Annotated in this window: 9 protein-coding genes; 2 read left to right on the forward strand and 7 right to left on the reverse strand. The window is 54.3% G+C overall.

Annotated elements, in window-relative coordinates; translation table 11 throughout:
• Window positions 1–23: 23 nt before the first annotated feature.
• The 5 genes from OYW20_RS04220 to OYW20_RS04240 form a co-directional block, all read right to left on the reverse strand.
• The gene (locus tag OYW20_RS04220; RefSeq protein WP_268799483.1) at window positions 24–4316 is read right to left on the reverse strand and encodes a glycosyltransferase; all 4293 of its coding nucleotides are present in this window, start codon (window positions 4314–4316) and stop codon (window positions 24–26) included.
• Complete coding sequence (locus tag OYW20_RS04225; RefSeq protein ID WP_268799484.1) at window positions 4309–5673, reverse strand: ABC transporter ATP-binding protein; 1365 nt, start codon at window positions 5671–5673, stop codon at window positions 4309–4311. Before OYW20_RS04225 ends, OYW20_RS04220 begins: the two co-directional genes overlap by 8 nt.
• Window positions 5663–6490 carry an ABC transporter permease gene (locus OYW20_RS04230; RefSeq protein WP_268799485.1) on the reverse strand — a complete coding sequence of 276 codons (828 nt, stop codon included), beginning with the start codon at window positions 6488–6490 and terminating at the stop codon, window positions 5663–5665. The genes OYW20_RS04225 and OYW20_RS04230 overlap by 11 nt, the downstream gene beginning before the upstream one ends.
• On the reverse strand, window positions 6490–7035 hold the full coding sequence (gene rfbC, locus OYW20_RS04235) for a dTDP-4-dehydrorhamnose 3,5-epimerase (RefSeq protein WP_268799486.1): 546 nt from the start codon (window positions 7033–7035) through the stop codon (window positions 6490–6492). The genes OYW20_RS04230 and rfbC overlap by 1 nt, the downstream gene beginning before the upstream one ends.
• Before the next feature lie 604 nt (window positions 7036–7639).
• Window positions 7640–8731 (reverse strand): glycosyltransferase family 2 protein, encoded by a 1092-nt coding sequence (locus OYW20_RS04240; protein ID WP_268799487.1) that lies wholly within the window; start codon window positions 8729–8731, stop codon window positions 7640–7642.
• Between the two features lie 542 nt (window positions 8732–9273).
• On the opposite strand from OYW20_RS04240, the gene lapG reads away from it, so the two are divergent.
• Window positions 9274–9969 carry a cysteine protease LapG gene (gene lapG, locus OYW20_RS04245; RefSeq protein WP_408005460.1) on the forward strand — a complete coding sequence of 232 codons (696 nt, stop codon included), beginning with the start codon at window positions 9274–9276 and terminating at the stop codon, window positions 9967–9969.
• An 8-nt stretch (window positions 9970–9977) separates the two neighbouring features.
• The gene (gene lapD / locus OYW20_RS04250) at window positions 9978–11924 is read left to right on the forward strand and encodes a cyclic di-GMP receptor LapD (RefSeq protein ID WP_268799488.1); all 1947 of its coding nucleotides are present in this window, start codon (window positions 9978–9980) and stop codon (window positions 11922–11924) included.
• Between the two features lie 222 nt (window positions 11925–12146).
• Here lapD and OYW20_RS04255 read toward each other — a convergent pair whose 3' ends face one another.
• Window positions 12147–13361, reverse strand: a complete 1215-nt coding sequence (locus OYW20_RS04255) for a type II toxin-antitoxin system HipA family toxin (RefSeq protein ID WP_268799489.1) — start codon at window positions 13359–13361, stop codon at window positions 12147–12149.
• Window positions 13361–13693, reverse strand: coding sequence for a helix-turn-helix domain-containing protein (locus OYW20_RS04260; protein WP_268799490.1), 333 nt, complete (start codon window positions 13691–13693; stop codon window positions 13361–13363). Before OYW20_RS04260 ends, OYW20_RS04255 begins: the two co-directional genes overlap by 1 nt.
• Window positions 13694–13780 lie beyond the last annotated feature (87 nt).

A 13780-nucleotide genomic window follows, 5' to 3' on the forward strand; every position in this document is an offset into this window, starting at 1 on the left:
AGCCTCTCAACCGACCAGCCCGTTTATATCTTGACTCTTGGTGGCCATGCCAAGCCAAAGTCTTCGTGGTCCAGAGTCAGATTAGGATTGTAGGTATAGTCTTCCTGAATCGTTGGCCAGCGCGCCTGAATATGGAGGACTTCTTTAGAAAAACGCGCTTTTTTCTCAGGGGTATCCTCAAGGCCACGTGTTGCCGATTCGTGGTGATAGAGCTCAGAGAAAGGCGTCCAGACATTGATGTAGCCTGCCTCTTGCACCCTTAAGCAGAAGTCGACGTCGTTGAATGCGATCTTGAGATTCTCTTCATCCAGGCCGTTGACCTGCTCAAAGATGGACTTCTTGATGATCAGACATGCTGCCGTAACTGCCGAGAACTCTTGAATCAATGCAGCTCGGCAGAAATAACCAAAGTCGCCCTTGGGCAGATATTTGTGAGAGTGACCTGCCACCCCGCCTACGCCTACTACCACCCCGCCATGCTGCAGACGATCGTCCGGGTACCAGAGGCGCGCACCGACTGCTCCAACATTTGGCTGCAGAGCGATAGAGACCATCTCCTCAAGCCACTCAGGTGTGATCACTTCAATGTCGTTATTGATCAAGCCAATCAATTCACCGCGAGCAAGCTTGACCGCGCTGTTGTTCAGGGCTGAGTAGTTGAACGGTCCGTCGTCGCGCATTACTCTGATGTTGTCCTGCTGAGCGAGTTGTTCAAAATATTCGAGAGACACCGGATCATCAGATCCGTTGTCGATCAGGATGATTTCGTAATTTTTGTAGGTGGTCAGATTCTCAATGCTGTCGATGCACTGCTTCACCAACCCGTGAGCGTTACGGGTTGGGATGATCAGAGAAACCAGCGGGGGAGTGGTAGGGCGTGCATAGTGGACGCGATACATACCCATGGGGAGCAACTCAGTGCTACCGATCTCGCCTTTGCGGTGCAAATGTTCATCAAGCGCTTTGATGCCGGCCAACGCTGCGTAAGGCTTCTCTTGCCCTGCCATTGCGGTACTGCCGGAGTGTATGCGCCAGTGGTAAAGGACGCGTGGGATATGCACGATCTGGTTACGGTTCAGCTTTTCAGTGCATCGCAGCGCGAGATCGTAATCTTGCGCGCCTTCAAAGCCTACCCGGAACCCTCCGACTTCTTTAACGAGATCTCGGCGGTATACGCCAAGGTGGCAGACCATATTCTGGGAGCGGAACAGAAACTCGTTCCAATCCGATTTGAAGTAAGGCGAAGTACGCTTGCCAGCAGTATCGATCTTGTCTTCGTCAGAGTAGATGACTCCGACATCTGGATTGTCGTGAATAGCACGCGCTACCCAGTAAAGCGCATTCTCTGGCAACAGGTCATCGTTATCCATCAGCGCCAGGAACTCACCAGAGGCCAACTCCAGAGCGGAGTTGCTGGCATTGGAAATATGGCCGTTCTCTGTACGGAACATAACCTTGAAGCGCCGATCTTGCTTGGCGAGGGACTTGAGGTATGCGATGACGTCTGCATCCGTAGACGCATCATCAGCGATACAAAGCTCCCAGTTTTTATAGAGCTGAGATTTGACGCTATCCACAGCCTCGCGCAACAGATCGAGTGGTGGGTTGTAGACGGGCATTATTATCGAAATGATTGGTTTGGTTTTCCACTTTGTGATTTCTTCGCTGATCTTCCAACGGCCATTATCATCAAGGGTGTCGTAGTATTTCACCCAAGTGGCGTAGTCGTGGCGGTCCAAGACTTCGCGCGTTTCCTGGCCCACGAAAGCGAAGTTGCTAGCCCCGGCCATCCAGTTAACGCGTGCGACCAAACCCGCAGTGCCCTGTAAGCGCCAAACTGCGATGGCTTTACGAATGGTGTTTTTGAGTCCGCCGCCGCGACGAATAACGGACCGCAGCAATCTCCAGGCTTTCTTGCTGCGCCCAGCTAGACGCGCAGCCTTGCGAGCGGGAGCGGTTGCTTTCCAGCTTGACGAGGCCTGCATCGCGATAATTTGTAAGTTCAGATTATGGATGTGTGTGTCTTTCTGTACCTGCTGGATCCGCAACATCTCTTCCAGATTACGGACGTGGGTATCCTTCTCCATTAGCGACTCTTGCCATCTGGCGAGCGTAGCCTGGAGCGCTTCATTTTTGAGGTCCAGCTTGCTTTGCAATTCGGAGTTGGGACTTTTGAGTCCAGATTCATTCAGCACGTTGATCTCATGAGCCAGTTGCTCTTCCGTGAATAATGTGAGGCTTACTTCCAGCTCAAGCAGGTCAGCGCCACTAAGCGTGTTGGCATCTAAAGGAATCAACACGCTAGGGTCGTCACTCAGCGCTAGATAAAGCGTGTTGTGATCGGCTCGGGATATCCGCATTGCGGAGGCACTGACAAGCGGGTGATTGATGTCATCATGCCACTCCCAGACCGTTTCGGAGCCAGAGCATACCTTGATGTCCTCAATCGAAAAGCTTTGGCGATGATTGACCGGATCAAATCGAAGCGTCAGTCCCGAAGCTAGAGCCTCCGGCAGCGTAAATCTAACGATCTGGTGCCCGTCAGTGACTGCTTGATGTAGGGCAGACTCCTCAGAAAAATTGCCGTATTCATTGCTTATGTAAAGCGTGGCACTCCTCGAAGCCTGCGTTACGACGCCCAGTTTATGGATCTTGGCTTCCGGAGCCCAGTTCAAGAACTGATCTGCGTCAGCCCCTGTAACTTTTTCTTGGAAGGCTGCTTCAGTAGCGATGTAACGTGTCAGGTCGTCGGCGCTGATATCCATGCCAGCGCTTGCTAAAAGCTGCGTAACGAACTCCTGTCGACTCACTGACGAACTACTCGGAGAGAACGGGTTCGCGGCGGCCATGAGCAGCAGCAGTCCACGCATCATAAGGTGGCCGAGCTCAACGCCCTCCTTCATTTCCCATTCGACATCGATGAGTTGTGGGACATCGTTGGAGTCGATAACGATATTTTGGGGAACTGCGTCGATGTAACGGCCTGGAAGCACGGAGTTGACCGACGTCAGCTGGACATCGGAGCCTTCCTCTGCAAGTAGTGTTTGCAGGCAGGCCAGATACTTTTGCAAAAAAGGAGTGAAACCTGCCACGTTCCAGTCGCGGCGCGCTGCTATGTTTAGAAAGTCTAGGCTTAGAACGCTGCCTTTTGCGTACGTGTCTATGCGAGGAAGCACATACTTGAATGCGCCTTCTGCGTCTGTTTCCCAAGTACTTTCCGGGGCGTCCCCTAACTTTCTGTAGTGGACTTGGATACCTTGAGGCGTGTCGACGAAAAGCGACTCTTTGCAGTAGCGCGTTTTCCTGCCGGTGCTGTAGTGGTACGCGAGAATATTATTGGTAATGGATTCCTCTATTTCGCACGAGGCGACAATCAAAAAAGAATTCGCAAGCTCCATTCCCAAGTTATTGTTGATAACGACAGGCCAGGCTTTTTCGAGATTGAATGTTGTCAACTCTGGGAGTTGCGGGTCTTTCTTCACGTTCTGCCAAGCGAGAGCCGCCGAATCGAATTTTTCGTGCTCAAAGCCGCTTTCAGTAATGATCGAGTTCGGAAGTTTGTAGTCTGGGCTTGGCGCCAAGAAGTCAGACGAAGCAAACCCCGAGCGCTTAATCAGGTCGCTTAGTTCTTTTTTGCCGTAAGTCTTCGGCTGTCCGTGCTCATATCTGCCTTCGATTCCATACATGGTAACCCCGAGGTGATCCTCAGGAGCTCCAGCAAAGTACTTGAGACCAAGCTGGTTTTCGATGGCTATGAATAGATGACCGTCCGGTTTTAAGAGCTGGCGAATCCGCATCAGCATCGCCAGCGCAGGGTTGTCCGCAGTGCTGAACATACTGGCGTACTCAAGCACACCAATCAGGGTGACGACGTCAAATTGTTCTTCGATTTTGAAGTCGTCGAATCGCTCGGCAAGCACGGTAACATTGTCCAAACCGCGTGTACGGCTAGCTGCCATGGCCGCGCGGCGTGGGCTGCCTTCCAAGCAAAGCAGGTCAGCTCCACACTCACCCAGATATCGGCTGATCGCACCGCAGCCGGCTCCGATCTCCAAAACCCTTCCCTTGAGCAGTTTCTCAAACGGACGCAGGATATTCCCGCGTGTCGCACTGAGGTGGTAAAGCTTTGCCCAGTCAGTGCAGTGTTGAGGTAACTCATCCGACAAAACGGAAACGTCTTTGGCGTCACGGATTATGTTCGCCAGTTCGGTTTCTGCATTATCGCCGTCGCTGTAGGCGATACCTTGGAAGTCAGAGCGGACCCAAACGCCTGTGTTGGGATCCTTGGTATAACCATATTTGTCAAGTTTATGCATTGTGGCTTACCGGGTCGATTTCCATGGTGACGGCTAGGTCAATCAACCCCAAGAGTTTGGGCGTGGGTTCAACGATAAAATGAATGGAATCATAACGACGGTCGTGTGGGACTATCTCTTCGCCTTCGCGAGACGCTAGGCCTATAGAAATGAAGTAGTCGCCGGTGGCAAGTCGGTTTTTAAACCGCAACTTGGCTTTAGACTTAGCTCCGGTCCCTCCCATCTCTCTGGCTTCTTCGCAGTCGAGCAGGTAGGAGTTGGTGCCGTATACGGTCACGCCTTCCTTTGTTTTAACTGTGAAGCCCAATATAGGATTGATGATATGACGATTGAATTTAAAGGCCAAAGTCAGCGTGATCTCGTCTCCCGGCTCCACGCTGCTCGGGTATTCACGACCAGCAGAAGCCAAATGGAAGTCGGTCAAGATTGCCGCGCCATCACCCCAGCGATACTCGTGTGGGTTGTACCCGGGACGTGAGCTATAGACGTCTTCGTCAAAACTCAATGAAACGTCGGGTCGTGCATCCTGCGTTTTTCCTACAGGGGCTTCCGAAGCTGCAAGGTCCGCGACAGCTGCGACGTCAGTTTTCTCGCGACCGAAAAGTATATCGGTATAGCGGTTGATAACCGGGCGCGACTCTCCAATCATCTCAACCCGACTTTGCTCAAGTAAGATCGCACGGGAGCAGTGTGTGACAACCTGCTCGCTAGAATGGGTAACGAGAAGAATGCTGGTGCCATTCTCTTTCAATTGGCGCAGACGCTCAAAGCATTTGGCCTGGAAACGTGCATCACCTACCGAAAGGGCTTCGTCCACCACAAGGATCTCTGGATCCACTTGCGCCTGGACGGCGAAAGCAAGCCTCACAGCCATACCGCTTGAGTAAGCCTTTACCGGCTGGTCGAGGAACTCACCAATGTCTGCAAAACCTGCAATGGCATCGAACCGATTGTTGACTTCTTCACGGGTCAGGCCCAGAACGGCGGCGTTCAGGTAGACGTTCTCTCGGCCCGTAAACTCAGGGTTGAAACCAGAGCCTAACTCGAGCAAGGCGGCGATACGCCCGCGGGTTTCAATTTCACCGGTCGTTGGGGTCAGCGTGCCGCAGATGATTTGAAGCAAAGTCGACTTTCCTGACCCATTGCGACCAACTATCCCTACGGTTTCGCCTTTTTTGACTTCAAAGCTAATGTCGCGTAATGCCCAGAATTCTTTCCCATAAGTGGTGACTTGATCACCGGCCCAGCGTTGAAAGCGAGGCACGATCGCTTGTTTCAAGCGATCGTGAGGTTTGTCGTAAGTGTAGAAGCATTTGGAGACGTTCCGAACGCTGATTACCGAGTGATCAGATGACATCAGCGAACCCTTTGCGTGTCTTTTGGAAGAACCAGAAGCCTATGGAAGCAATCACTGCCCCAATGATGATAGCTATAGCCAGGCTGTCCCACTGCGGCAGATTGCCAAATAGGAGCACGCTGCGGCTTTCCTCGATGATGTAAGTCAAAGGGTTCAGCTTCAGCCACGGCTGATATGCATCCGGCAGCGCCGCTACGGGGTACAGCACTGGAGATAGAAACAAGAGAACGGTGGTCAGCACGGTGATTACATGGCCAACATCTCTAAGGAATACGCCGAGAGATGCCAGAAACCAGCTGATGCCGAGTGTTGCAAGAATGAGTGGTACCAGGATCAGGGGGAACAGCAGTGCCGTCCAATGCAGCGTGCCAATGATCAAGAACTGAGCGACCAGCAGAACGAACAGGCTGATACAGCTGTGAAATAGCGCTGACCCCAACGTAATGACGGGAAGAATCTCTAACGGAAAGACGACTTTTTTTACGTAGTTACTGTTTGTCATGACCAGCGAAGGCGCGCGGTTGGCACACTCGGCGAACAAGCCGTGAACGATCATTCCTACAAACAGCAGAATCGCGAATCCACCTTTCCCTGTGTCCACGCCCACCCAGCGAGATTTGAATATCTCAGAGAACACGAAGGTGTAGACAGCCAGCATCAGGATTGGATTGAAGAACGACCATGCCAGACCCATCACAGATCCGCGGTACCGCCCGATAACTTCACGCTTGGTCATCTGTGAAATCAGTGAGCGGTTTCTCCACAAGCTGGTCGTTAAGCTGACCGGACCTGCGGAAGGGGTAAGATGAGGGTTCACTAGGCGAACACCTCTGCGTCGGCCAGATTCACGGCGACGGCATCTTTTGCAGAGAGGATTGGTTGCTCGGCGAAAGGCCAGTCAATCGACACGGCGGGATCATTCCACGCCAGGCTTCGTTCGAATTCAGGCGCCCAGTAATCGGTGGTTTTGTACAGGAACTCGGCAGTCTCCGAGAGCACTACGAAGCCATGGGCGAACCCTTCTGGGATCCAGAGCTGTGATCGATTGTTGGCGCTGAGGTGGACACCTACCCACTTGCCAAATGTTGCTGAGCTTTTGCGTAGGTCCACGGCCACATCAAACACTTCTCCTTGCGTCACCCGAACGAGCTTTCCCTGTGCTTGGCTGATCTGATAATGCAGCCCGCGAAGCACTCCCTTCGCTGACTTGGAATGGTTGTCCTGGACGAACTGTACCGGTCTTCCAACGGCTTCTTCGAACACTTTTTGGTTGAAGCTTTCATAGAAAAAGCCACGCTCGTCTCCGAATACTTTCGGCTCAAATAGAACAACATCCGGAATGGCGAGGGCGGTAGCTCTCATTTTTACGGTATCTCCAAAAAGAAGCCAGGGCCGGATAGGCGGCGCTGCTGGCTTGAAATTCTATTAGCTCAGTTCAGGAAGTCTGACCCCACTGAAGGCAGGATCAGCTTGTTACGTGTTCGTTGTCATGCCAATACCTGATCTACGCGCCGGTCTGGACGAGTTGGGCTAAGAAGCAGGCACGCAAAGGTCAGTTTATTTGCCCTTGGTGCCGCAACCGGGCGCTGGCAAATATTGGCTGCGATGAGGAAATACGCAATCATCATTGCGGGAGCAATGCGCCAAAAGCGTATATTTTTTGAGCAGTCGGAATGCGCCACTTGCCTCTTTTTATCCTCTTTGGTTTCGCAGGTAAGCTCTCAGACCCCAATCGGGGGCACTTGTTCTGAGAACCGACGCTCTCGGCTTTTAACTTGCAATTCCGCTTTCGCTGGGCGGGCGGCACATTACCATAATCAGGGCGTTCGGACATTCAGCGCCGGGCGTTTTCCCCTTTCGATCCGGTGTGAAAGAGGGGGAGGTCGCAACGGTAAGGGATTTCCCGACCGAGCTGCAACAGTGAACGCTGTCCGCGGCGATAATCAGACATGTCTTACAGCTGTACCTAGATCTTTCCGAGGATCGCAGCCGCGTAGAGGCTCAAATTGCCTTCAAGCGTTTGACGATAGATCCCGGATTTTATAATTTCGCGAAGCCGGGTTGCTATTCCGCCGGCACGGCCTCGACTGAAATGCAGAAGTGTCTCTTTGGCATCGCTAGATAGTGGCGTATGGATATCGTTCAGTATCGACAGATTTGCGTCGCTCCACTCTTTGCGCTGCCCTTCACACATTTTTCGCAGTCGAATAACTCTTTCACGCCAGCTTGAGTTCGCGCCAATGATGTTATTGCTGTGCTGGCGGTAATCAATGCTCGGTTTAACGTCGTATTTGACGCTGCCGCCGCATGCCGTGACAAGCAGATAGGTCAACCAGTCATGAGCAATAATTTTTGCTTCAGGTGACACCTGCGCCAGAAGTTGTCTGGTTGCACCGTTCACCAGCATCGTGTTGGCTCCAGCGATGCTCTGTACCAAGGCGTTTTGGAATGAGGGGGGTTTCAAGAATGCTGGAGAATGGCCAATCACATAATTTTTTTCATCAACAAGCCTGGTTCTCGAACAGAAGATGCATGGCCTGTCAGGTGGCATTGTTTGAAGGTGAGCGATGCTGCGCTCTAGCTTGTTGTGAAACCAGATGTCGTCTTGGTCGCTGAAGGCGAAGTAGCGCGCATTTATTTCCGGACGGCGGATCAAAGACAGGAAGTTTTGACCAAAGCCTTTTCTAGGGCCATCGAGGATGATCAGTCGATCAGAACCCCAACGTGTTTGATATTCGGCAAGAATCTTCTTGGTGGCGTCGGTCGACCCGTCGTCTGAGGCGTAGAGCGTCCAGTTGGTACACGATTGGGCTTCAAACGAGTCGAGCTGCTGGTCGAGGAACAGAGCGCCATTAAAGGTACACATCAGAATCGCGACGCTTGTTTGAGGATCCTCAACACCGCCAAAGGGGGCTTGTGGAGCTTGGTCTTTGACCTGACTTGACACCGGCTGCTTACCCTCTTCCGTACTATCGGTATTTGTTAATGAGGCATTAGCCGAAACAACGGCGCATCTTAACCCGCGGCCCTGATCGACGTCAGCATCCGCATTAAGCAAATTGTCACTTGCGCTTGGTATAGCCGGCCTTATCATAGTTGTGTCTTTATCTAGGCCGAAATGCTGTGCTTATCAGCATTTTCGGGCTTCTGAGGTGGCTGTTCAAGTAACCGCAGGCTCAGTACCTCGTGTCACGAGGCGCCTCTACATCGCCTATTAAAATGTCCAGCACAGAGGAGCGCGTTTTGAGGGGGTTTAAGGTCTTACGTAATCCGTTAGTGATTATCGGAGTGCCTGTTCTGGTATTGGCTGTAGTCTGCAATCAGCCCGCACTGATGGGGCTTTTTATGTCTCTCGTGGCATGCGCATTGATAAGCGGCTGAGAAAGGCGGGCTACGATGAGTGGGGCAGAATCATACTAAGACGTTTCAGTCGCTAGCTTATATAAGGGAGTGTTGAGCAGGCGCGATCACCAGTGTCGACCGCTGATTGTTGAGCGTACGGAGCTGCTCCATCGTCTCGACCACCCCGCCATTGTCTTTCCCCCTACAACCCGTCACCATCGCTTTTTTGCCACCTGCTTGCATATCGGGTCAAACGAATTGGCAGTACGTTCAGCTCATGGACGGCCTGGGCTTTGGCTGCTGCTTGCGCTCGTGTTGTTTTGCGGCGCAGGGGCGGGCTATCTCAATGCCGACTGGGATTTCTCTGTTATCAGTCGGCGCGCCGAAGCGTTGTACGGGCCTTTGGGCGCTGGAAAGCAGCGCATCGATGCCTGGCAGAATCTGCTCGCCACGCAAAAGCAGACGCCCGAGCTTGAACAGCTGAACGTGGTCAACCGGTTCTTCAACAAGCAGATGCGTTACGAAGAAGACATCGACCTGTGGCACGAGGTCGACTACTGGGCCACGCCCATTCAGTCGCTGATGAAAGGTGCGGGGGATTGCGAGGATTACGCCATCGCCAAGTATTTCAGCCTGAGGCGATTGGGCGTCCCCAGCGAAAAACTCTTGATCACCTACGTCAAAGCCCTGCGCCTGAACCGAGCGCACATGGTGCTGACCTATTACCCAAGCCCCAACGCCATGCCGTTGGTGCTCGACAGCCTGATTGACGTGATCAAGCCTGCGAACGAACGTCCCGACCTGTTGCCTGTTTATGCCTTTAATGGCGAGGGACTTTTTTTGCCGGGCGCGCAGGGCAACAAGAAGGTGGGCGACACCAAGCGTCTGTCCCGTTGGCAGGATCTGCTGAAGAAAATGACCGCTGAAGGCTTCCCGGCCGAGCCTGAGTACTAGGAGTTTCGATGTCTCTGTTCAAACAACTGTTGATCGCGATCTGTCTGTTTCTGGTGGTGGCGTTTGCCGGCAGCTTTGTCGTGAGCCTCGAAAGCTCCCGTGCGCAGTACGTCAACCAGTTGCGCTCCCACGCGCAGGATGCTGCTACTTCGCTGGCGTTGTCGCTCACGTCCAACATTGAAGACCCGGCGATGGTTGAGTTGATGGTCAGCTCGATTTTCGACAGCGGTTATTACGCAAGCATCCGCGTGGTGGACCTGGCGAGCAACACAGCCATCGTCGAGCGCAGCGCAACACCGGACAATCAGGGCGTGCCGCAGTGGTTCATCAACGCTATCGGGCTTGAGCCGGCGGGAGGCGAGGCCATTGTCAGCAGCGGTTGGCAGCAGAGGGCACGGGTCGAGGTGGTGAGCCATCCGATGTTCGCCCTGGCCAAATTGTGGCAAAGCGCGCTGGGGAGTCTGGGGTGGTTGCTGGTGTGCGGGGTGGTCAGTGCGATTCTGGGTGCGTTGTTGCTGCGTCGTCAGTTGCGCCCGCTCGATGACATGGTCGCGCAGTCCCACGCCATCGGTCGTCGTGAGTTCACCAGTATCAAGGAGCTGCCGCGCACGCCTGAGTTGCGCCGCGTGGTGCAGGCCATGAACCAGATGGTCGAAAAGCTCAAGGCGCTGTTTCAGGAAAGCACCGAGCGCAGTGAAAAGCTGCGCGTTGAGTCGTATCAGGACAGTTTGACGGGGTTGTCCAATCGCCGTTATTTCGACATGCAACTGGCCGCTCACGTGAGCAATTTTGAAGAAGAGCGCGCGGGTTATCTGTTGCTGTTGCGGGTGCAGGACCTGGCCGGTCTGAACCAGCGCCTGGGTGGCAAACGCACCGATGCGTTGTTGATCGCCGTGGCGCAGCAGTTGGTGCGCCAGTGCGAGCACTACCCGGAAACGCGGCATTTGATCAGCCGCAGTCGTGGCGGCGAGTTTGCGGTGCTGGCGCCGGGGATGGTGCGGGAAGAAGCGCTGCAGTTGGCACAAAATCTTGAAGTCGCGTTGCAGACTCTGGCCGATACAGGCGCGTCGGATGTGTCCGCGGTCGCGCACATGGGTCTTGCGCCTTACAGCCCTGGCGATGCGCCACTGACCTTGCTCGGTCTCGCCGATCAGGCGCTGTCCCAGGCGGAAACCCAGGGTGAGCAGACGTGGAGTTGCATTGATCACGGCGCGGTCACCAATCTGGGCGATGACCATCACACCTGGCACCGGGTGCTGGATCAGGCGTTGAGCAAAGGCGGCTTCCAGTTGTTTTTCCAGCCCGTGGTCGATGCGCGTGATGAGAATCGGGTGCTGCATTTCAAAGTGATTTCGCGCTTGGTCAATGAGCACGGGCATACCATTCCTGCCGGTCGCTTCCTGCCGTGGATCGAGCGCTTTGGCTGGTCGACGCGTCTGGATCTGTGGATGGTGCAGCAGGTGTTGCTGCACCTGCAGACACACGATCACGCGTTGGCCTTGAACCTCTCTGCGGCGACGCTGGCAGACAGTCAGGCGCTGGATCAAGTCTTCGATACGTTGCGTCAGCACTCCAAAGTGGGCGCCCGCCTGACGTTCGAGATCGGCGAGGAGCAATTGCCGGAGCAAGCGGTGCTTGAGCAACTGACCCGACGGCTTCAGGCAATTGGCTTCACCTTGGCGTTGCAGCGGTTTGGGGGGCGCTTCAGCATGATCGGCAACCTGGCGCACCTTGGGCTTGCGTACCTGAAGATCGACGGCAGTTACATCCGCGCCATTGACGAGGAAAGCCACAAGCGTCTGTTCATCGAAGCGGTCAAGCGTGCCGCGCACAGCATCGATCTGCCGCTGATCGCCGAGCGTGTGGAAACCGAAGGCGAGCGATTGGTGATAGCCGAGATGGGCATTGAAGGCGTGCAGGGGCAGTTGGTCGGCGATCCTGCGCCCTGGAAGTAAACCGCGTCCCGGCTGACCTGGCTTTTGTTGGAGCCGACGAGCCAAAGCGAGGCCGCGATGCAATCTGTCTGACCCACCGCAATCGCGGCCTCGCCCTGGTTCGTCAACCCCTACAGCGATAGGCGCTGTGGCGTCATGGATTGAATAAGCCGCCGCCACGCGAATGAAGTCGCGCCCACAGATGGATGTCGCGATGCAGTCGCGGTGACACACCGGCCGATGTCAGCTGAGCATCCGTATCGAGCTTGTTGCATCGCAGGCCATTTCCAGTTCGGCGCCGTTTAGCCTCTCACCGTAATGGTCTTTCAATTCCATCTCCCAGCCTGCGACCTCTTCGAGAATTTCCTCTGCTGCATTCTGAGACAGTGCGAAATGGCTATGGTGGCTGATCATGTTGGATCGGCTGATTCTGCGTCCCTCCTGGCCAACCGACATGATCAACGTTTGTGCGGGCCCCTCGCCAAGTACGGGCAAAACGTCATACATAGGGGACAGACGCCACTGACCACTGACCCAGATGACCGCATGGTTTTTTGGGTGGTCGTCGGAGTTGCCCACCAAGGCGTTGTAGCACATGCGTTTGAACAGCTCCTGCAGGTCCACGTCCGGCACGCCACGACGACGCATCTCATCAGCGACACCTGCGTAGAGCCAGTCCCGGTGATATGAGTCATTCCATTCCGAATTCAGTAGCGTCAAGGCGCTGAGCATCGGTATGCGTCTGGCACCTTGCGCAATGGCGGTACGATCAAATCGCTCGACCAGTAGTGTGGACGGACGCTCTGCATGCAAAGCTGTTTTGGCCACATTCAGCCCCTTCGAGGCGGCAAAGGTCATGCACGCGTATTCGACAGGGGGCAGGGCATAGTCATCAAACCGGTCCTGTGGTTTGGCGAGGATCAACATGCCGTTATCCTGCAGCGTTCTTTTGGGGCGCGCGCCGCCGAGTGCGGACCGCTGCTGGCGAATCTTGAGACTGGTGGCTGAGTCGCTATCGAGTTGGCCGTCGTATACCGCTTCGCAAGCCTCAACGAATTTGGCTAGTCCTTTCAACGTCGGGACGTTAGCGTGGCCAATGCCAGGCGGGGACGTAGACGTAGTTCCCGCCATAAGATTGCCGATGCGGTCGCTGTTTGGGGATTTGAGCAAGTAGTCAATCGGTCCCAGGTCCTGACCATATGAGCGATGGAGGAGACGCTCCCCCCAGCCATCGGGCATGGCGTCATTGATGAAACCGGGTATCCCGCGGTTTTTGCTGATGCCTGTATAGGGTTCGTTACGTAACGGATAATTGATCGAATCCGGTACCCAGCCTCCACGCTTTACGTAATCAGGAGCGTAGATGAACTCACCGGTTTTCCCTATCAATGTCAGTCTGCCGAGAGTCAGAACCTCACCGGTTTCGGGATGCTCCATATAGATGTAGGCACGCTGCATCAGAAGTCCTCCGGTCTGGGCTTGGTCAGCCGCACTCGCCTTGACGCAATGGTGTCGCGCTTGTTCTCGAGGGTAGTTGCTGGGGTCAGCTCTATGCTGTCGAGAGAGGCGAAGATCGCTTCGGTAAGACCAAGCCGCCACAGCACCAGTAGGAACGACCTCAGGTCTACCGCTTCAGAACCGCTTTCGATTTTACGCAGAGTATGTGTAGAGACACCCAGTGACGCCTTGAGATCGGCCTGGCGCAATCCCAGTACGAGACGCTTCGCTTTTACCAGAAGGCCAATCTTGCGCAGTGCGTCTGCGCAAATGACCGGAAAATAACTATCCATAATACTAATCCACGTAAGCTTTAAGCCGTTTAAGGCTGAAATTAGCATACATAACCGGGTGTGATTAAAGGTTAAGGCTAGGATTTT

It is taken from the genome of Pseudomonas sp. BSw22131, assembly GCF_026810445.1.
Taxonomy (GTDB): Bacteria; Pseudomonadota; Gammaproteobacteria; order Pseudomonadales; family Pseudomonadaceae; genus Aquipseudomonas; species Aquipseudomonas huanghezhanensis.

Coding starts and splice junctions, on each gene's coding strand:
- OYW20_RS04220 (WP_268799483.1), bottom strand. CDS start 4,316: ATGCATAAACTTGACAAATATGGTTATACCAAGGATCCCAACACAGGC.
- OYW20_RS04225 (WP_268799484.1), bottom strand. CDS start 5,673: ATGTCATCTGATCACTCGGTAATCAGCGTTCGGAACGTCTCCAAATGC.
- rfbC (WP_268799486.1), bottom strand. CDS start 7,035: ATGAGAGCTACCGCCCTCGCCATTCCGGATGTTGTTCTATTTGAGCCG.
- lapD (WP_268799488.1), top strand. CDS start 9,978: ATGTCTCTGTTCAAACAACTGTTGATCGCGATCTGTCTGTTTCTGGTG.
- OYW20_RS04255 (WP_268799489.1), bottom strand. CDS start 13,361: ATGCAGCGTGCCTACATCTATATGGAGCATCCCGAAACCGGTGAGGTT.
- OYW20_RS04260 (WP_268799490.1), bottom strand. CDS start 13,693: ATGGATAGTTATTTTCCGGTCATTTGCGCAGACGCACTGCGCAAGATT.